16 protein-coding genes and 1 pseudogene are annotated in these 20368 nt (G+C 61.7%); 12 read left to right on the top strand and 5 right to left on the bottom strand.

The genetic code is table 11. The features are described from left to right. Positions 1-34: 34 nt before the first annotated feature. The 3 genes from xdhB to PH551_RS00015 all read right to left on the bottom strand — a co-directional run bounded on the left by xdhB (position 35) and on the right by PH551_RS00015 (position 4839). The gene (gene xdhB, locus PH551_RS00005; RefSeq protein ID WP_285191376.1) at positions 35-2374 is read right to left on the bottom strand and encodes a xanthine dehydrogenase molybdopterin binding subunit; all 2340 of its coding nucleotides are present in this window, start codon (positions 2372-2374) and stop codon (positions 35-37) included. Positions 2375-2570: 196 nt separating this feature from the next. Further along, complete coding sequence (gene xdhA, locus PH551_RS00010; RefSeq protein ID WP_085778985.1) at positions 2571-4034, bottom strand: xanthine dehydrogenase small subunit; 1464 nt, start codon at positions 4032-4034, stop codon at positions 2571-2573. Positions 4035-4062: 28 nt separating this feature from the next. Continuing rightward, positions 4063-4839 (bottom strand): 3-hydroxybutyrate dehydrogenase, encoded by a 777-nt coding sequence (locus tag PH551_RS00015; RefSeq protein ID WP_285191377.1) that lies wholly within the window; start codon positions 4837-4839, stop codon positions 4063-4065. Between the two features lie 249 nt (positions 4840-5088). Here PH551_RS00015 and glpK point away from each other — a divergent pair, with 249 nt between their 5' ends. From glpK to sbmA, 9 genes and pseudogenes are all read left to right on the top strand, one after another. After that, positions 5089-6582 carry a glycerol kinase GlpK gene (gene glpK, locus PH551_RS00020; protein WP_285191378.1) on the top strand — a complete coding sequence of 498 codons (1494 nt, stop codon included), beginning with the start codon at positions 5089-5091 and terminating at the stop codon, positions 6580-6582. Between the two features lie 110 nt (positions 6583-6692). Next, the gene (locus PH551_RS00025) at positions 6693-7067 is read left to right on the top strand and encodes a YciI family protein (protein WP_008530596.1); all 375 of its coding nucleotides are present in this window, start codon (positions 6693-6695) and stop codon (positions 7065-7067) included. Beyond that, positions 7064-8323 carry an RNA polymerase sigma factor gene (locus PH551_RS00030; RefSeq protein ID WP_285191379.1) on the top strand — a complete coding sequence of 420 codons (1260 nt, stop codon included), beginning with the start codon at positions 7064-7066 and terminating at the stop codon, positions 8321-8323. Before PH551_RS00025 ends, PH551_RS00030 begins: the two co-directional genes overlap by 4 nt. 90 nt (positions 8324-8413) lie before the next feature. Next, a complete protein-coding gene (locus PH551_RS00035; protein WP_085778981.1) occupies positions 8414-8881 on the top strand; it encodes an SRPBCC family protein in 468 nt (155 codons plus the stop codon). Positions 8882-9058: 177 nt separating this feature from the next. Then, positions 9059-9344, top strand: a pseudogene (locus PH551_RS00040) (GIY-YIG nuclease family protein). Positions 9345-9602: 258 nt separating this feature from the next. Beyond that, the gene (locus tag PH551_RS00045; protein WP_285191380.1) at positions 9603-10664 is read left to right on the top strand and encodes an LLM class flavin-dependent oxidoreductase; all 1062 of its coding nucleotides are present in this window, start codon (positions 9603-9605) and stop codon (positions 10662-10664) included. A gap of 81 nt (positions 10665-10745) precedes the next feature. Then, positions 10746-11504: a type I methionyl aminopeptidase gene (map, locus tag PH551_RS00050; protein ID WP_285191381.1), complete on the top strand. Its 759-nt coding sequence runs from the start codon at positions 10746-10748 to the stop codon at positions 11502-11504. 268 nt (positions 11505-11772) lie between these two features. After that, positions 11773-12987 (top strand): YbfB/YjiJ family MFS transporter, encoded by a 1215-nt coding sequence (locus PH551_RS00055; RefSeq protein ID WP_285191382.1) that lies wholly within the window; start codon positions 11773-11775, stop codon positions 12985-12987. 123 nt (positions 12988-13110) lie between these two features. After that, the gene (gene sbmA, locus PH551_RS00060) at positions 13111-14376 is read left to right on the top strand and encodes a peptide antibiotic transporter SbmA (RefSeq protein ID WP_085778978.1); all 1266 of its coding nucleotides are present in this window, start codon (positions 13111-13113) and stop codon (positions 14374-14376) included. A 235-nt stretch (positions 14377-14611) separates the two neighbouring features. Here the strand turns inward: sbmA and PH551_RS00065 are convergent, their stop codons facing one another. Further along, the gene (locus tag PH551_RS00065; RefSeq protein ID WP_285191383.1) at positions 14612-15598 is read right to left on the bottom strand and encodes a polysaccharide deacetylase family protein; all 987 of its coding nucleotides are present in this window, start codon (positions 15596-15598) and stop codon (positions 14612-14614) included. Positions 15599-15719: 121 nt separating this feature from the next. Between PH551_RS00065 and PH551_RS00070 the strand changes: the two genes are divergently transcribed. The 3 genes from PH551_RS00070 (at position 15720) to der (ending at position 18530) form a co-directional block, all read left to right on the top strand. After that, positions 15720-16304, top strand: coding sequence for an NnrU family protein (locus PH551_RS00070; RefSeq protein WP_285191384.1), 585 nt, complete (start codon positions 15720-15722; stop codon positions 16302-16304). 104 nt (positions 16305-16408) lie between these two features. Next, positions 16409-17092 (top strand): tetratricopeptide repeat protein, encoded by a 684-nt coding sequence (locus tag PH551_RS00075; RefSeq protein ID WP_221112107.1) that lies wholly within the window; start codon positions 16409-16411, stop codon positions 17090-17092. A 16-nt stretch (positions 17093-17108) separates the two neighbouring features. After that, positions 17109-18530 carry a ribosome biogenesis GTPase Der gene (gene der, locus PH551_RS00080; RefSeq protein ID WP_064804199.1) on the top strand — a complete coding sequence of 474 codons (1422 nt, stop codon included), beginning with the start codon at positions 17109-17111 and terminating at the stop codon, positions 18528-18530. Positions 18531-18961: 431 nt separating this feature from the next. Here der and PH551_RS00085 read toward each other — a convergent pair whose 3' ends face one another. Then, on the bottom strand, positions 18962-20143 hold the full coding sequence (locus PH551_RS00085; RefSeq protein WP_285191385.1) for a glycosyltransferase family 4 protein: 1182 nt from the start codon (positions 20141-20143) through the stop codon (positions 18962-18964). Between the last annotated feature and the right edge of the window lie 225 nt (positions 20144-20368).

Here is a 20368-nt window from a genome sequence, read left to right on the forward strand (position 1 = left end):
GTCCTGCCCAAACAACAAATCAGCCGGACGCATCCTACACTCGCTTCATCCGCTCCACCGCCATCAGCACCCGTTCCGGTGTCGCCGGCGCATCGAGTCTCGGGCAGACCTTATAATCGGCGACGCTAGCGACCGCCATTGACAGGGCTTCCAGCGCTGAGATCGCCAGCATGAAGGGCGGTTCGCCGACGGCCTTGGAGCGGCCGATCGTCGCTTCGGCATTCTCCGACCATTCGGCAAGCCGCACGTTGAAGATCTTCGGGCGGTCGGAGGCGAGCGGGATCTTATAGGTCGACGGGGCATGGGTGCGCAGCCGGCCCTTATCGTCCCACCAAAGTTCTTCTGTCGTCAGCCAGCCCAGGCCCTGCACGAATCCGCCCTCGACTTGGCCCATGTCGATCGCCGGATTCAGCGAACGGCCGACATCGTGGAGAATGTCAGTGCGGTCGATCAAATATTCGCCGGTCAGCGTATCGATCGAGACCTCGGTGCAGGCGGCGCCATAGGCGAAATAGTAGAAGGGGGTGCCGCGGCCGGCCTTGCGGTCCCAGTGGATCTTCGGCGTCTTGTAGAAGCCGGCGGCGGAAAGCTGGACACGGGCGAAATAGGCCTGCTTTATGAAATCTGGGAAGGGGATCTCGCTCTCGCCGACGCGCACGCGGTTCGGCAGGAAGACGATCTCGGAAGGCGCCACTTCCCATTTCTCCGCAGCGAAGCCTACCAGACGTTCCTTGATCTGGCGGGCGGCATCGAAGGCGGCCATGCCGTTCAGATCCGAGCCGGAAGAGGCGGCGGTGGCCGAGGTATTCGGCACTTTCGCCGTTGTCGTCGCTGTGATCTTCACGCGGTCGATGTCGACCTGGAAACTGTCGGCCAGCACCTGCGCCACCTTGGTATAGAGGCCCTGGCCCATTTCGGTCCCGCCATGGTTCAGGTGGATCGAGCCGTCCTGATAGACATGGACGAGGGCGCCGGCCTGGTTGAAGGCGGTCATCGTAAAGGAGATGCCGAATTTGACCGGCGTCAGCGCGATGCCTTTTCTGATGTAGCGGCTGTCGCGGTTGAAGCCGATGATGGCGTTGCGCCGCGCCCGGTAGTCGGCCGTTTCCTCCAGCTCTTCGACGACGCGGGCGATGATATTGTCCTCGACCTCCTGATGGTAGGGGGTCAGCGTGCGCCCGGAACCCGGCTGTCCGTAGAAATTCAGCTTGCGGATATCGAGCGGATCCTTGCCGAGGGCATAGGCTATCTCCTCGATGATGCGTTCGGCGCCGAGCATGCCCTGTGGCCCGCCGAACCCGCGGAAGGCGGTGTTGGAGACAGTGTGCGTCTTCAAGGGTTTCGACTGCAGATGCACATGCGGATAGAAATAGCTGGAATCGGCGTGGAAAAGAGCTCTGTCGGTCACCGGGCCTGAGAGATCGGAGGAAAAGCCGCAGCGGGCCGCATAAGTCGCATCGACGGCGTGGATACGACCTTCGGCGTCGAAGCCCACCTCGTAATCAACGAGGAAATCGTGGCGCTTGCCGGTGGCGCTCATATCTTCGTCGCGATCCGGACGGAATTTGACGGCGCGACCGAGCTTCTTGGCGGCGATCGCCGCGAGTGCGGCGAACTGGTTGCCTTGGGTTTCCTTGCCGCCGAAGCCGCCGCCCATGCGGCGCACGTTGACGGTAACGGCGTTAGACGGGATATCCAGCACATGGCCAACGATGTGCTGGATCTCGCTCGGATGCTGTGTCGAGGACCAGACGGTGACCTCGTCATCTTCGCCGGGGATCGCCACGGCGATATGGCCTTCGAGATAAAAATGCTCCTGGCCGCCGATGCGCATCTGGCCCTTTAGCCGCATCGCGGCGTTCGACATTTCCGTTTCCGGCTCGCCGCGCTGCAGCGTCATCGGCGTGGTGACCAGCGGGCTGCCATTGGCAAGCGCGCCGTCGATATTGTGCCAGTGCGGCAGGTCACGATAGTCGATCTTGGCGAGCCGCGCGGCGCGGCGGGCGGCGTCGCGCGTTTCGGCGATGACGGCAAAGATCGGCTGGCCGTGGAACTGAACCAAAGTTTCGGCCAGCAGCGGTTCATCATGGCTGCCGTTGGAGCTGGTGTCGTTGACGCCGGGCACTTCCTTGTCGGTGAAGACCCAGACGACGCCGGGATAGGCGGCGACCGCGGAAAGATCGATGCTGAGGATTTCGGCATGCGCCCGGTCGGAGAGGCCGAGCGCGCCGTGCAGCAGGCCGGCGGGTTCGGGAATATCGTCGATGTAGTCGGCGGTTCCGGTGACGTGTTTGTGCGCGGAATCATGGCGCAGCGAGCCGTGCATGGGGCCTGAGATGACGACTTTAGGGTCCTCGAAGGTGGACTTGTCCATTAGATCAGTCCTCCGTGATCAGCCCTGTTCGCGCGGTGGACCCTCATCCGGCTGCCGCCACCTTCTCCCCGTTCTGACGGGGAGAAGGGATATGCCGCACCGCCTCTTGCTCTCGCAAACATTGCGCGAGGCACGTTCCCTCTCCCCGCAAGGGGGGAGAGGGTTAGGGCGAGGGGCCAATTTGCGAAACAACCCATCATGCCACCTCCTCGAACCGCTTCAGTTCGGCCGGCGCCCCTACCGTTTCCAGATAGAACCGCGTCAACAAATTCTTCGCCGTCAGCTGGCGATATTCCGCCGTGGCGCGCCAGTCGGTGAGCGGCTGGAAATCGGCGTCGAAGGCGGGGCGGGTCGCCTCGATCGTTGCTTCCGTCCAAGGTTTGCCGATCAGTTCTCCCTCCACGGTGCGAGCGCGTTTCGGCGTTGCAGCCATGCCACCGAAGGCGACACGGATGTCGGTGACCGTCTCGGCATCGTCAAGGGTCAGCAGGAAGGCGCCGAGAACGGCGGTGATGTCCTCGTCGCGGCGCTTGGTGATCTTGTAAGCCGCAAAGCGGCTGGCCTTGGGATAGGGCACGAAGACGCTTTCGACGAACTCGCCTGGCCTGCGGTCTTGTTTGCCATAGGCGATAAAGAAATCCTCGATCGGCATTTTGCGCTGGCCTTCCAGGGAGCGCAGCGTCAGCGTCGCACCGAGCGCGATCAGCGGCGGCGGGCTGTCGCCGATCGGCGAGCCGTTGGCGATGTTGCCGCCGATCGTGCCCATGTTGCGCACCTGCTCGCCACCGATACGGTCGATCAGCCGTCCGAGCGCCGGGATCTTTTTCGCGATCGCCGCAAAGGCGCCGGTATAGCTGACGCCGGCGCCGATGGTGACACCGTCCTCGTTTTCCGTGACCGACTGCAATTCGCTCAAGTGATTGATGAAAACGACGGGGCTCAGCCGGCGCATCTGCTTGGTCACCCAGAGGCCGACATCGGTCGAGCCGGCGACCACGATCGCATCAGGTTCCTGCGAGAGAACTTCAGCCAGCGCCTGGACCGAAGCAGGTACGATCAACCGGTCTTCGCCCTTGGCAATGCGGACGGTGTCGCTCGCCTGCATGGCCCAGAGCCGCGCGATGATTTCCGAACGCGCGCGCTCCAGCGGATCGAACAGCGCGCTCGGCCGCATCAGGCTCACCTGCTCGGCGGCCTTGACGATCGGCTCATAGCCAGTGCAGCGACAGAGATTGCCTTGCAATGCCTTTTCGATCTCGCGGCGGCTTGGTTTTTCCTTGGTCAGCCATAACCCGTAGAGCGACATGACGAAGCCCGGGGTGCAGAAGCCGCATTGCGAGCCGTGGCAATCGACCAGCGCCTGCTGCACCGGATGCAACGCGCCGTCCCGACCGGCCAGATGCTCGACCGTCACCACGTGCGTGGCGTGCAGCGAGCCGGTGAAACGGATGCAGGCATTGACGGATTCATAGGCAAGCTTGCCGTCGACGAGCCGGCCGACGAGCACGGTGCAGGCGCCGCAGTCGCCTTCCGCGCATCCCTCCTTGGTGCCGGTGAGGCGCCGCTTCAACCGCAGAAAATCGAGAAGCGTCTCGGTCGGCCCGACATCGGTGAGTTCGATGTCCTCGCCATTCAGGATGAAGCGAATGCTGTCGTTCATGGTATTCCCGGTTGTCTTTTCCAAATGGTTAGGCCGCCGTCCAGCCACCGTCAATCGAGATGTGGGTTCCCGTCACCTGGCGGGCGGCGTCACTGGCGAGGTAGAGCGACAGCGCGCCGATCTCCTCGGCCTTGACGAATTCACGCGTCGGCTGCGCCTTGAGGATGACTTCGCTTTTCACCTGCTCCTCGGTTATGCCGCGGGCCTTGGCGGTATCGGGTATCTGCTTTTCGACGAGCGGCGTCAGCACATAGCCCGGGCAGATGGCGTTGACTGTCACGCCGAATTCGGCAAGTTCCAGCGCCGCCGTCTTCGTCAGTCCCAATATACCATGTTTTGCCGCCACATAGGCGGATTTGAAGGGGGAGGCGACGAGGCCATGAGCCGAGGCGATGTTGATGATGCGGCCATGCTTCTTTCCCTTCATCAGTGGAATGGCGGCGCGCATGGTGTGAAAGGAGCTCGACAGGTTAATGGCGATGATCTGGTCCCATTTTTCGATCGGGAAATCCTCGATCTTCTCGACATGCTGAATGCCGGCATTGTTGACGAGGACATCGACGCTGCCGAAGGTTTTTGCGGCCGTTTCGATCAGCTCGGCGATCTCGGGGGGCTTGGTCATGTCGGCCGGATGATAGATCGCCCGGCCTTTCGATACCGATTCAAGTCGCTCGACGATCGCCTTGATTTCATCGGCATTTCCAAACCCGTTGATGACGACGTTGTCGCCGGTTTCGGCGAAGGCGGTGGCGATCGCAAGGCCGATGCCGCTGGTGGAACCGGTGACGACGACTGATCTGCTCATGCTGTTTCTCCCTGAATGCCGATGCTGCGTCGCAGCGTTAGCCGCGAGGTTATTCCTAAAGCCGGCTGGCTGGCAATTCCGCTTTATTGGCTTTTCTCGCCCGCATCCGTCTCCTTGTCATGATAATCAGCCTGGAGCATTTCCGTTTTTCTCCGAATCGCGGAAATGCTCTATTTCATTGTTCCACGCAATTCCGGGCGCAAAACCGCTGCGCACTTTTGCTGGAATTGCTCTAGGGAGAAGGATTTCATGAGCGGATATGTTCTGGCGATTGATCAGGGAACGACGTCGACACGGGCTATCGTTTTTGATGGCGACATGCAGGTCGTCGGCAAGGGCCAGAAGGAATTCACTCAGATCTATCCGCGCTCCGGCTGGGTGGAGCATGATCCCGAGGAGATCTGGGACTCGGTCGTCACCACCGTCACGATGGCGCTGAGCGAAGCCAAGCTGACGGCGAAGGACATCGCCGCGCTTGGCATCACGAACCAGCGCGAGACCGTGGTGGCCTGGGAGCGCGAGACCGGCCGGCCGATCCAGAACGCCATCGTCTGGCAGGACCGGCGCACGGCAAATTATTGCGACAACCTGAAACGGCAGGATCTGGAGCGGGTTTTCACAAAAAGGACCGGACTCATCCTCGATCCCTATTTCTCAGGCACCAAGCTCTCCTGGATGCTCGCCAATGTGAAGGGGGCGCGGACGCGCGCGGCCAGAGGCGATCTCTGCTTCGGTACGATCGACACCTTCCTGATCTGGCGGCTGACCGGCGGCAAGAGCTTCGTGACCGACGCCACCAACGCTTCACGCACACTGATGTACAACATTGCCGAAAATGCATGGGACGAGGATCTGCTCGACATTCTGAGAGTGCCGGCCGCTATGCTGCCGGAGGTCAAGGACTGCGCTGCCGATTTCGGCACGGTCGATCCGGAGATTTTCGGCGCGGCTATCCCGATCCTCGGCGTCGCCGGTGATCAGCAGGCGGCAACTATCGGTCAGGCCTGCTTTGCGCCCGGCATGCTGAAATCGACCTACGGCACCGGCTGTTTCGCGCTGCTCAATACCGGCGCCGATATGGTGCGTTCGAAAAACCGGCTGCTGACCACCATTGCCTACCGCCTGAACGGCGAGACGACCTATGCGCTCGAAGGTTCGATCTTCATCGCGGGTGCTGCCGTGCAATGGCTGCGGGACGGGCTTCGCATCATCGATAGTGCTGCCGAGACCAATGCGCTTGCCGAAAAGGCCGATCCCACGCAGGAGGTCTATCTCGTCCCGGCCTTCACCGGGCTTGGCGCGCCATATTGGGATGCCCAGGCGCGCGGCGCGATTTTCGGGCTGACGCGCAACAGCGGCCCTGCGGAGCTTTCCCGGGCGGCGCTCGAAGCCGTCTGTTACCAGACCCGGGACCTGCTCGATGCCATGCAGAAGGACTGGAAGAATGGTGCTGAGGATACGGTGCTCCGCGTCGACGGCGGCATGGTCGCCTCCGATTGGACGATGCAGCGCCTCGCCGACCTGCTCGACGCTCCTGTCGACCGCCCGGTGATCCTGGAGACCACCGCCTTGGGTGCGGCCTGGCTCGCCGGCAGCCGGGCGGGGGTGTGGCCGGATAGGGATGGGTTTTCGGCAACTTGGAAACGCGACCGGCGGTTCGAGCCCGACATGGACGAGAAGGTGCGGACGGCAAAGATCAAGGGCTGGAAGAATGCAGTCAGGCGGACATTGAGCGAAGGCTAGCCTTCGGTAAGAGCCGTGGTTCCTGCAATCGCCGCTGAGCTGGATAATTTTTTGATGCGGCCTGTCGGGTAAGCGGTTACTCCTTCGTCATTCGGAAAGAGGAGTGACCGATGCTTTATGCAATCCTTTGTTACGCCCATGAGGAAACCGTCTTCGCCTGGAGCAAGGAGGAAGAGGCTGCCGTCATGGAGAAGCTTTACGCTGTGCAGGAGCCGCTTGCCAAAGCCGGCAAGCTGGGCCCCGTCGGCCGGCTCATGCCGACGACGGCGGCGACGACCGTGCGCAAGGGCAAGGACGAAGCTCTGGTGATTGACGGGCCGTTCGCGGAAACGAAAGAGGCGCTTCTCGGCTTTTACGTGGTTGACTTCGATACGCTCGACGAGGCGGTCGCCTTCTCGAAACAGCTATCCTCGGTCAATCCCGGCTCCACCTCTTACGAAATTCGGCCTTTCTACGTGTTCCGGCCGGGAGATGCTGCATCATGACCGACATTGCCTGGATCGACCTCGCGCTTGCCTCTGCCCGGCCGAAGGCGCTCGGCGCGCTGCTACGCTATTTCCGCGATCTCGACACCGCGGAAGAGGCGTTCCAGGAGGCGTGCCTGAGGGCGATCCGGACCTGGCCGGAGAAAGGGCCGCCGCGCGATCCGACGGCCTGGCTCATCTTCGTCGGGCGCAACAGCGGTATCGATGCGGTGCGCAAACGCTCGAAGCTGCAGGCGCTGCCGGACGAGGACGTCATTTCCGATACCGAGGATGCCGAAAGCGACATTGTCGAGCGGCTGGATGATGCCAATTATCGCGACGATATCCTGCGGCTTCTCTTCATCTGCTGCCATCCCGATCTGCCGGCGACCCAGCAGATCGCACTGGCGCTGCGCATCGTCTCCGGCCTTTCGGTGACACAGATCGCGCGCGCATTCCTTGTCTCCGAAAGCGCCATGGAGCAGCGCATCACCCGGGCCAAGGCGCGTGTCGCGAAGGCCGGCGTGCCTTTCGAAACGCCGAGCCCTGAGGAGAGGGCCGAGCGTCTTTCGATCGTCAGCACGATGATCTATCTCATCTTCAACGAGGGCTACAGTCAGGCGGATCCCGAACATGAGGCGGCCGCCTTCAGCGACGAGGCGATCCGGTTGGGACGGCTGATGCTGCGCATCTTTCCGTCCGAACCGGAGTTGATGGGTTTGCTTGCGCTCATGCTTCTGCAGATATCGCGCCGCCCGGCGCGCTTCAGTCCCGAAGGCGAGATCGTGCTGCTCGAGGATCAGGACCGCTCTCTCTGGAACCAGCTTTTCATCAGTGAGGCCCTGGCGCTCCTCGACAAGGCGCTGCGCCATCGCCAACCTGGCCCCTACCAGCTTCAGGCTGCCATCGCCGCCATCCATTCCCGCGCGAAACGGGCCGAAGACACCGACTGGACGGAAATCGATCTGCTTTACCGCGCGCTGGAGCGTGTTCAGCCGTCGCCTGTCGTAACGCTTAATCGCGCGGTCGTCGTTTCCAAGCTGCACGGGCCGCAGGCGGCGCTGGATCTCATCGATCCGCTCGGCGAGAAACTCGGAGGCTATTTCTATTATCACGGTCTGCGGGGCGGGCTGCTGAAGCAGCTTGGCTTGAACAGCCAAGCGCGCGAAGCCTTCGACCATGCCATCGCGCTTGCCCATTCGGCGGCGGAAGCCGCCCATATCCGCCGGCAGATCGACAAGATGCAGGAAGAGGCGGCGCAGCCGATTGCAAATTAATTTCGGCGTGCTGTCGGAACGGCGAAGTTTGACACGTCCTTATAACCACCTGAGACCAAACGGGTTTCACTCAAACGGAGAGATGTTGAAATGACCGCCAGCACGCAACATGAACTCGTCCTTGTTCGCGAATTCGACGCTTCGCGCGAGAAGATTTACAAAGCCTGGACCGATCCGGACCTGCTGAAGCAATGGTTCGTGCCGCGCCCCTGGGGTGTGGCGGAAGCAACGCTCGACGTGCGGCCCGGCGGCTCCAGCGTCGTCGTCATGCAGGATCCCGAGGGCAATCAGTATCCGAACCGCGGCGTCTATCTGGAGGTGGTCGAGAACGAGAAGATCGTCTTCACCGACGCCTATAGCAGCGCCTGGGTGCCGGCTGACAAGCCTTTCTTCACCGGCGTCATCCTGCTGGAAGACCTCGGCAACGGCAGGACGAAATATACGGCCAGGGCGCTGCACTGGCGCGCCGAGGACAAGGAAGCGCACGAGAAGATGGGCTTCCATGAGGGATGGGGCAAGGCCGCGGACCAACTGGCGGAACTGCTGGCGACGATGTGATTGCTGCGGACGGCGAGGGGTAGGCCTCGCCTTTCCGACGCTTCAAGTGTGGCGTGAGGTTGCTTGGAAGATGATTCCGCTGGGGCTTAGAAGTCGTTGAATTCAGATTCGAATTGAGGATTCGGGCGCGTCGGTGTCTCTGTCGACGTGGGATCTATCCTGTGCCAATCTGCTGTTATGAAAGGGCACGTCTATATCCTCGCATCCGCACGCAACGGCACGCTCTATACCTGCGTGACGCGTTGCCGGCTGGCTATACGAGCATCAGAATGAGCTGACGCCGGGTTTTACGTCGGAGGATGGTGTCAAGACGCTGGTGTGGTTCGAAGAACATGATCTGCTGACGACAGCGATCACGCGTGAAAAGACGATTAAGAAATGGCCGCGACTGTGGAAGCTCAATCTGATCGAGCGGGAGAATCCCGAATGGGAGGACATTTCGTTTCATCTCTTGGGCTTGTGAGAGAATGAGTCTCCTGTCGCGCGGACGCGCGACTGCTGGATTCCTGTGACAAGCACAGGAATCCAGCAGCGCCGTGTCTACGGCCAAAGACTCTTTAAATCGTCCTGTCTTCACCCAATCATACCGCGCAGTTGGTGCCCGTCGAGCCCGTGAAAACTAACGCCTATCAAGATTCTCGAACGATCCGTTCCACAATTTGTGTTTGCGCTGCATCACCGCCATCCTTATCTCCGGATCGAGTTCAACAGGATGCCAATGATGGAACTGGGGCTTTACACATTCGCCGATGTCAATCCTAATCCCTCCCGCAGCAAGGGAGCTGAGGGGGCCGAGCGGCTGAAGCATCTGATCGAGGAGATCGAGCTTGCCGATCAAGTGGGGCTCGACGTCTTCGGACTCGGCGAACATCATCGGCCGGATTATGCGGTATCGGCCCCCGCCGTGGCGTTGGCGGCTGCGGCCGTCAAAACCAAAAACATCCGGCTGACCAGCGCCGTGACGGTGCTCTCCTCCGACGATCCCGTGCGGGTGTTCCAGCAGTTTTCGACACTTGATCTCATTTCCAACGGCCGTGCCGAGATCATGGCAGGGCGTGGCTCTTTCATCGAGTCCTTCCCGCTGTTCGGCTACAATCTCGAGGATTACGACCAGCTGTTCGAGGAGAAGCTCGATCTGCTGCTGGCGTTGCGCGACGACGAGACTATCACGTGGAAGGGGGAGCTTCGCGCGGCGATCAACGGACGCGGTGTCTATCCGAGGCCGCTGCAGGATCCGCTGCCGCTGTGGATCGCGGTTGGCGGCACACCGCAGTCGGTGGCGCGCGCCGGCGCGCTCGGACTGCCGGTCGCGCTCGCGATCATCGGCGGCGAGCCGCGCCGGTTTGCGCCGCTGTTCGATCTCTACCGCGAGGCGGCGCGCCGGGCGGGGCAGGATCAGGCGAAACTGAAGACCAGCATCAATGTCCATGGCTTCATCGCCGACACGACCGAGAGAGCGGCTGACCAGTTCTACGGCCCACAGGCCGAGGTAATGAACCGTATCGGCCGCGAGCGCGGCTGGGGACCGACGAGCCGTGCGCATTTCGATCTGTCGCGCGGGCCGAACGGCGCGCTCTTCGTCGGCGGTCCCGAAGCGGTTGCGGAAAAGATTATCGCCCATCGCGCGATATTCAAGAACGACCGCTTCCTGCTGCAGATGGCGATCGGCTTGATGCCGCATGATCAGATCATGCGCGGCATCGAGCTCTACGGGACAAAAGTCGCGCCGATCGTCAGAAAGGCATTGACTGAAAGGGGCGAAGGGGCGAAAGCCACGGCTTGATTAGCGCAATTCCTCAGCGCGTCCTGCCGGACGCGTGCTCTAAGGCGGCCGCGGCCGTCGCGTGCAGGCCGGATGAGACGAATGGTAATCGCAAACGACGATGAACTGACAAAGCTCAAAGAGATCGGCCGGATCTGCGCCAACGCCATCCAGGTGATGGCGGCGGCGATGGAGCCGGGCATGACGACGCTGGAGCTCGACCGGATCGGCCGCAAGGTGCTCGAGGATTCCGGCGCGCGCTCGGCGCCGGAGTACTGTTACCAGTTTCCCGGTGCCACCTGCATCAGCGTCAACGAAGAAATCGCCCACGGCATTCCAGGTGCGCGTGTCATCCAAGCCGGCGACCTGATCAATATCGACGTCTCGGCGGAAAAGGACGGCTTCTTCGCAGATACCGGCGCTTCCTTTGCGATGCCGCCGGTCAAGCCGAAGATCGAACGCCTCTGCCGCGACGGCAAGCGGGCGCTCTGGGTGGGGCTCAATCAGGTGAAAGCGGGCGAACCTTTGGCAAAGATCGGCACCGCCGTCGGCGCTTTCGCGCAGAAGAACCGCTATACGCTGGTCGCCAATCTGGCGAGCCACGGCGTCGGCCGCTCGCTGCACGAGGAGCCGGCCGAGCTCTCGACCTGGCCGGATCCGTCGGAAAAGCGAGTGACGACAGATGGCCTCGTCTTCACCGTCGAGCCGTTTCTTTCGCTCGGCGCGACCTGGGCCGAAGGCGGCGACGATGCGTGGACGCTTTATGCCGATCCGAAGGCGCCGACTGTGCAATTCGAGCACACGGTGGTTGCGACGCGGAATGGGCCGGTGATTTTGACGCTGCCGGATGGGCGGGTGTAGGGTTTCATCGTCAGCGCGCCCGCCTGGTCCTTCGAGGCCCCTGCGGGCGCTCAGGATGAGGCTCTCTTGGAGGCTGTGCCCATATTCCTGCGCCCGCGGTCATAAGCGCGGCATCCTCCAAAGCCGCTCATGCTGAGGTGCGCAGCCCATAGGGCGAAGCCTCGAAGCACGCCGCAACGCCGCTCCTTGCATTCATCGAACTCGGAGCGCTCACCTCATCCATCGACTTTCGCAGAATTGATCAATCAATCAGAAATAGTCGTTTGCGATGCCGGTGCTGCAGGGCGATAAGCGCTGCATGCTTTCTCGCCCACCCCATTCTTTACCAAACTTAGTTTCGACGGCCACCGCCGGCGCCGTAGCCATGGCGGCGGCCATGGGCTTCGGGCGCTTCTCCTACACGCCGATCCTGCCCGGCATGATGAGCGGTGTGCCGCTTTCTGCGGCCGATGCCGGTTTTATCGCGTCGGCGAATTTCGTCGGCTATCTCGTCGGCGCCGTGCTGGCGGCCTATGGCTGGGCGGCGGGGCACGAACGGCTGGTGGCGCTTGCGGCATTGCTGGCCAACGCCATCCTGCTCGCCGCAATGGCCGCCACCGATTCCGTTGCGGTCTTTGCCGTCATCCGGTTCCTCGCCGGTCTCGCCAGCGCTTTTGCGATGGTCTTCACTTCGTCGATCGTGCTGAGCCACGGTGCTGCTGCCGGCAACGACCATGTGCAGGCGGCGCATTTCGGCGGGCCTGGAGCGGGCATTGCGCTTTCGTCAGTCATGGTGCTCCTGATTGGGCTTGGCTTTCACGATGAGCCGGGCGGCTGGCGCGCCGATTGGATCGGCGGAGCGCTCTATTGCGCGGCAAGTCTCGCCGTCGTCTGGTGGCTCTTGCCCACGGCGCCGGCACAAACAGCGCGAACGGGCAAGGAACCGGCGCTCAACTGGAGCCGGCCGATGTTGCTTGTCACGCTCTCCTACGGCCTGTTCGGCTTCGGCTACGTCATCACGGCGACCTTCCTAGTCACCATCGCCCGCATGGCGGCGACGGGAGCTTTCGTCGAATTTCTCTGCTGGTTCATTGCCGGTGTGACAGCGGCGGTGGCACTGTTTGCCTGGAAGCCGCTTGTCAGGCCGATCGGGCTCGGCGGCGTCTATGTCGCGGCGCTTCTCATCGAGGCCGCCGGTGTGCTCGCCACCGTAGCGCTGCCGCCCTCGGTCGCGCCGCTGATCGGCGGGGCGCTGTTCGGGGCGACGTTCCTTGCGATCACTGCCTACGGGCTGCAGATCGGCCGCAAGCTTTCCCCGGAGAGTCCGCGGCGGATCCTGGCGATGATGACGGCTGCCTTCGGCGTCGGCCAGATCGTCGGGCCGATTGTTGCCGGCTGGATTGCCGAACGCTCGGGCAGCTTTACCCTGCCGACGGTGATCGCTGCCGCAGCACTTCTTGTCTGTGCGGCGCTCGTAATGCCCGTCGTCAGGAAAATCGCCTAACCGGTTACATCTGCGTAACAATCGGCCAAACCCATTGCTGCTTCCTTCGAACTGCCGTAGTTTCCGGCACAATCAGTGTTCCGACACTCCCGAGACTCACAGTTCAGGAAAGCAAAGCCCCCCGTGTTTCATTCCTTCTTTCCCCAGCCGAAACCTTTCTTCATTTCGCTTGTCGTCTGGACGCTGATTTCAATATTGGGCTGGTATTTCTTCGCGGCCGGTCTCGGCGCGTCGCTCGGCTTTGCGCCGGTTCCCGAAGAGCAGCAGCCGATCGATCTTTCCTTCTTCTTGCTGCCCGAAAATGTCTGGTTCTACAGCTATTTCTTTCTCTCAGCGCTGATCTTCTGCGGCGCCTGGCATCTGATAGCGCGCAATCATCCCTGGAAGCTCTGGTCGATCTGGGGTTCGGCGCTCATTATTTTCGTGACCTATTTCGGCGTGCAGATCACGGTCGTGATCAACAATTGGCGCCGGCCGTTCGGCGATCTTCTGCAGAACGCCTTGTCGAAGCAGCCGGGCATTTCAGTGGATAATTTCTACAGCCTGATGTGGGTCTTTTGTCAGATCGCGTTCCTCAGCATGTTCGTGTCGATCATGACCGACTTCTTCACGAGCCACTACATCTTCCGCTGGCGCGCCGCGATGAACGATTTCTATATGTCGAAGTGGGAAAAGCTGCGGCACATCGAAGGCGCTTCACAGCGCGTGCAGGAAGACACTATGCGTTTTTCGAGTACGCTCGAAGGTCTCGGCATCAGCCTCATCAATTCGGTGATGACGCTTGTGGTCTTCCTTCCGATCCTTCTGGCGCTGTCGCATTATGTGACCGAACTACCGGTCATCGGACCGCTGGCGAATTCGCTCTTCTGGTTGGCGCTCTTCTGGTCGGCATTCGGCACGTTGCTTCTGGCGGTCGCCGGTATCAAGCTGCCGGGCCTGAACTTCCGCAATCAGCGCGTCGAAGCCGCCTATCGCAAGGAACTCGTCTACGGCGAGGATCATGCGGACCGGGCGCAGCCGCTGACGGTGAGGGAGCTTTTCAACAACGTACGGCGCAACTATTTCCGCATGTATTTCCACTACATGTATTTCAATGTCGCCCGCTATTTCTACATTCAGGCGGACGCGCTCTTCGTGATCTTCATGCTGGTGCCGACGATCGTGGCCGGGACGATCACTTACGGTATCTTCCAGCAGATCTCGACGGCCTTCGGCCAAGTCAGCAACTCGTTCCAGTATCTGGTCAATTCTTGGACGACGATCATCGAGCTGCTCTCCATTCACAAGCGCCTCAAGGCATTCGAGGCGGCCATCGACGACGAGCCGTTGCCGGCCATCGATCGGCACTATCTGGAACGCGAGGCGGGTGTCGTGCATGCGGATGGTTGATGGGTAGAGCCTGCCCCTGATCGAAACGTCGGCGTGTGCGGCCCCCTCATCCGCCTGCCGGCACCTACTCCCCGGCGGGCAGAAGGGACTCGAGGCAGCCCCTCGTGATTATCCATTGCTTGAGAACATATCCGGCGACATCTCGATACCCCCTTCTCCCCAGCGGCGAGAAGGTGCCCGTTAGGGCGGATGAGGGGGCTACACGGCACCCCCGGTCGTTCTCAAAAGGCGCCCGTCACAGCCCCGACGTCCGCTCCAGCTTCCCGCGCGCCTCGATCGGAATCGCTTCGGAATAACTGACGCAAGCCACATCCGCCCGATGGCAGACGTCGCTGACCAGTCGGTCGAGCGCGCGCCAGTAGGCGCCGCCGTTCATTTCGACGAAATGGAAGCCGAGCTGGAGTGGGATGCGGTCGCCGTTATATTGGCGGTCGAAAGCTTGGGAGAAGGCGGCGTAGGCGCGGTCCTCGAATGCCTTCGAATCCGCGCTGTCCTCCTCACCCTTGGAATGGCGAACGAAGAGGTTGTAGTCCATGCCGATGATCGGCTTTTGGCTGGGGCCTTCGGGAATCAGGGGGAGGCCGAAGCGGAGGATGCCGTTTTCCTCGACAGGCATCGCCGGGCCTTTGGTCACGAGGCTTGCGTCATAGGTGAAGCCCGCCTTCTTTTCGGCGGCGATCATGTCGGCGCCCGCCGTCGCCGAGAGATAGGGGGCGCGAAAGCCTTTGATGCCATGGTCGACCAGATCCTGCCAGCCGGCGGGTTCTTCGAGGCCGACGCTCTTCCAGGCATTTTTCAACGTAGCATGGAAGGTCGCGTATTCGGCTGACCAGTCGGCTGCGCTCCAGAGGCGGCCGTCAAAATGGCCGCAGGCATGGCTTGCTATGTCGTGCCCTTCAAGATGTGCATGCCAGATATTGCCGAGGCGCTCGCGGATCTCGTCGTCACTCTGGGCAAAACCGACATTGGATTTTCCGCGTTTCTGGTGCGGCGCCTGGTAGGCCCTTTTCGCCGCGTCGTTCATCAGGAAGGTGCAGGAAAGGAAATAGGTGAAGTGGGCGCTGTTCTTCGCCGCCATCTCGCGGCTCTTCAGCCAGAGCGCGTTGTCGTGGGCGCCGTCGAAGGAGATGATGACGAGCTGCTTCGGCCGGTCGGCCGCCTTTGCCGCCGCGGGAAGAACGAGGGAGGCGACCAGACAGGTGGCGAGGAGAGGACGAGACATGGGCACCGCGACAATTTGTTCGCGGTTTCCCTCCGATAGAATTGCGGCGAAGCTGCGGTCACAACTGGCATTTTTTCCCGCCAGCCGCTAAGCAATGTCAAACTGCACGGAAGGGACCGGAATGGCACTGCTTATCATCGGCATCATACTTTTTCTCGGTGTGCATCTGGTGCGGGTGGTGGCTCCTGGCCTGCGCCGCTCGATGATCGCAAGCCTCGGCGACAAGGGTTGGCGGGCCGGGTATTCGATCGCGAGCATTCTCACGCTGATCCTCCTGATCTACGGTTTCGGCCAGGCGCGGCAGGTGACCGGCATGCTTTACAATCCGCCGGTGTGGACGGCGCATATCGCCGTCGCGCTGATGCTGATCGCGATGATCTGTCTCGTCGCCTCGCTGCTGCCGGCGGGGCATATAGCTACCAAGACCAAACATCCGATGGTGCTGTCGGTGAAGATCTGGGCGCTGGCGCATCTGCTCGCCAATGGCGAGACGTCGTCGGTCCTGCTGTTTGGGGCGTTTCTTGCCTGGGGCGTGATCGTGCGCATATCGCTCAAGCGCCGCGAGCGGGCGGGCGAAATCACGCTTCGGCCCTTCGTCTCGGCCAAGTACGACCTCTATGCTGCCGTCATCGGTATCCTCGTCTGGGCGCTGATCATCTGGAAGCTGCACGAATGGCTGATCGGCGTTTCACCGCTCGCTACGTGACGAATCTTTCACATCCCCCTTACAACGGCGGCAAAATGGAGTAGAAGGCCGGGCAATGCGCATTTTGCGCAAAGTTATGGGTATTTCCGCGGCCGGAGACGAGAATGGCATTTAACGACGACAGCTTCATCCGTGAGGTCAATGAGGAATTGCGGTCCGACCAGATGAAGGGCGCCTGGCGCCGGTTCGGCCGCTATATTATTGTCGTCGCCATCCTGATCGTCGCCGGCACCGCCGGCAAGGTTCTCTATGAATATTGGGACGATACCCGCTCCTCCGGCGCCGGCGACCAGTTTCTGGCGGCGATGAAGCTTGCCGACGAGAACAAGAACGACGAGGCGCTGGCCGCGCTTGAAAAGCTGGAAAAGGAAGGCCATGGCGCCTATCCGGTGCTGGCGCGCATGCGGGCTGCGACCGTCCAGGCGCAGAAGGGCGATGCTGCTGCTGCAATCGCCGCCTTCAACGAGATCGGCAAAGACAACGGCGTGCCGGCTGCCGTGCGCGATGTCGCCAAAATGCGTGCGGGCTGGCTGCTGATCGAGAACGGTTCCTATGAGCAGGTTTCAGCCGCGATCGAAGAAATGGCCGTGCCGAGTAACGCCTTCCGTCATTCGGCGCGCGAAGCACTCGGTCTGGCCGCCTACAAGGCCGGCAACATGGCGCAAGCGCGGCAATGGTTCCAATCGATCATCGACGACACCGGCAGCCCACGTCCTGTTGCCAATCGGGCTCAGATGATGCTTGATCTCATTACCGCATCCGGCAAGGCGCCCGCCGCGCAGGGCTGAGTTTTAAGGAAAAAGAATGAGTTTCACGGTCGCCATCGTCGGTCGTCCGAATGTCGGCAAGTCGACGCTTTTCAACCGTCTGGTGGGCAAGAAGCTTGCGCTCGTCGATGATACACCCGGCGTGACGCGCGACCGCCGGCCGGGTGATGCGCGGCTGATGGGGCTGACCTTTACGATTATTGACACGGCCGGTCTGGAAGAAGCCGACGAGGAGAGCCTGCAGGGCCGCATGCGCGCTCAGACCGAAGCGGCGATCGACGAGGCCGATCTATCGCTTTTCGTCGTCGACGCCAAGAACGGGCTGACGCCTGTGGATACCGCGCTTGCCGAAATGCTGCGCCGGCGCGGCAAGCCGGTCGTGCTCGTCGCCAACAAATCCGAAGCGCGCGGCTCCGATAGCGGCTTCTATGACGCCTATACGCTGGGGCTGGGCGAGCCGACGCCGATTTCGGCCGAGCACGGGCAAGGCATGCTGGATCTGCGCGACGCGATCGTCGAGGCGATTGGCAAGGACAGGGCCTATGCCAAGGAGGATGTTGCCGTCACGGACGTCGATATTCCCCACTCGGCTGATGAGGGTGAGGACGAGGACGAAGAGCCAGCTTATGACGAGACCAAGCCGCTGCGAGTGGCAATCGTCGGCCGGCCAAATGCGGGCAAATCGACGCTGATCAATCGCTTTCTCGGCGAGGATCGGCTTTTGACCGGCCCGGAAGCAGGCATCACCCGCGACTCCATCTCGGTCGAATGGGACTGGCGCGGCCGCACCATCAAGATGTTCGATACGGCTGGCATGCGCCGCAAAGCGCGGGTGACGGAGAAGCTGGAAAAACTTTCGGTCGCCGATGCGCTGCGCGCCATCCGTTTTGCCGAAACCGTCGTCATCGTTTTCGATGCGACAATCCCGTTCGAGAAGCAGGACCTGCAGATTGTCGACCTGGTGCTGCGTGAGGGCCGCGCGGCCGTGCTTGCCTTCAACAAATGGGACATGATCGAGGACCGCCAGGCGGTGCTTGCGGATCTGCGCGAAAAGACCGACCGGTTGCTGCCGCAGGCGCGCGGCATTCGCGCCGTGCCGATCTCCGGCCAGACCGGCTGGGGACTCGACAAGCTGATGCAGTCGATCATTGATACGGACAGGGTCTGGAACAAGCGTATTTCGACGGCGCGGCTCAATCGCTGGCTGGAGACGCAGCAGATCCAGCATCCGCCACCGGCTGTTTCCGGCCGCCGCATCAAGCTGAAATACATGACACAGGTCAAGGCCCGTCCGCCGGCCTTCATGATTTCCTGCACCCGCTCGGACGCGCTGCCGGAATCCTATACGCGCTACCTGATCAATGGGTTACGCGCCGATTTCGACATGCCGAGCGTGCCGATCCGCATCCATTTCCGTTCGCCTGATAATCCGTACGAGTCGAAGAAGAGGCGGACGTAGGGCGCGCTTGCAATGATTGGTGGCCCATTAGGCCTGCGCCATGCGGCAGCCATCTGCAGGTGCCAAGCCGCGCTTCTATTCAGCGCCTCGCTCAGCGCTAAGATCTCGGATAGCAGCCCGCTGAGATCGACTGCATCACGGCCGATCTCGGCGGCGATGCAGTCGGAGATGACGGCTCTTTCTTGTTGGTGCTTGCCTTCCCCGTCGGCCGAAGCGCGACCACGCGTTGGTCATCCTCGCGCCTCATGTAGCCGGCACTTTTCCAGGCGTTCGAGCAATGGGGCCCGGATGTGATTCCAGTAAGAGCTTTTCGCAGAGGCTGCCGACGCTCTGGCCGTCCTCGCCTCACAGCGCGACCCTGACGCCGCCCGTCCGCAGCACGATTGTGGTCGCGAACGATACGCTTCTAGACCTGCACAAAATGGGAACGATCAATCTCCAGAAGGGAGAGGCCCGGCGTTTTCGCCGGGCTTTCTGCTTCTTGGAAGCGACTTGGCAAATTGCCACGCCTTCTTCCATTTCGGCGTGATCACGCCGTTGGCGGCGCGAATGTTGTTGATGAACTGCTGCGTCGCCGCTTCCCAGGAATATTGCATGGCGAGCGCATGCGCCTTCTCGCGCGAAGCCGAGAGGGCAGCAAGGCAGGCGGCGCGCAGGTCCGTGTCGAGCGCGCCGACTTCGCTGTCTTCACCGATGATGTCGAGAGGGCCGGTCACCGGGTAGGCGGCGACCGGCACGCCCGAGGCCAACGCTTCGAGAATGGTGTTGCCGAAGGTGTCGGTGAGCGAGGGGAAGACGAAGACGTCGGCCTGGGCATAGGCTTGCGCCAGCTCCTCGCCGAACTTCACGCCGGCGAAGAAAACATCGGGATATTGCTTTTCGAGCTCGGCGCGCGCCGGCCCATCGCCGACGACTACCTTCGAGCCCGGCAGATCGAGCTCAAGGAAGGCCGGCAGATTCTTTTCTAATGCCACGCGACCGACGGTCATGAAGATCGGGCGCGCCAAGCCGAACGGCCTTTCCTCGAGCGCCATAGGGCGGAACTGCGCGGCGTTGATGCCGCGGCTCCAGGGCATGAGATTGCGGATGCCTTTTTCCGACAGTTCACGCGCAAGGCTCGGTGTCGCCACCATGCAGCCGGCGCCGCCATTGTGGAACCAGCGGATGAAGGAATAGAGCCAGCTCTTCGGGATCGGCAGGCGGGCCGCGACATATTCCGGGAAGCGGGTGTGGTAGCTCGTCGAAAACGGCATGCGGTTCTTCAGGCACCAGCGGCGGGCAGTGAGCCCCAGCGGCCCTTCGGTGGCGATATGCACGTAGGAGGGATTGTGCTTTGCGATCTCGCGGGCAATGCGGCGATAACTGGCGATCGACAGACGGATCTCGGGATAGGTGGGGCAGGGGATGCTGTTGAAACGCTCCGGCGTCACCATCCCAACCTCGACGCCCATCTTTGCCAGTTCGCGATTGGTGTTCTCGATCGAGCGCACCACGCCGTTGACCTGCGGATGCCAGGCATCGGTGACGATCACCAGCCGTTCCGGCAGTTTGCCGGCCGAGGTGGCATTGGCCCAGCTCTCGCCGCTGTAAGTGTTTGCCGGACGTTGCAGCATATCGCGATTTCCATCCGCGTTGCAGTGATCTGTCAACGCTCAACCCCAAAGCGGGGTTCCGGAACGGCGATTCCCGCTTGCCTATTTTGAGGCATGACCATGATGGAAATATTACAGCCGCTTGCCAGTCTTTTGAGGCGTTTAGCGGTCCGATCGGCGCGAATATGTCAGCGGCCGATCATCATTTCAGGCAGAAGAATGACGGCGCCGGTCGAGGACCGACGC

The sequence above is a fragment of the Rhizobium atlanticum genome (assembly GCF_030182485.1).
GTDB lineage: Bacteria > Pseudomonadota > Alphaproteobacteria > Rhizobiales > Rhizobiaceae > Rhizobium.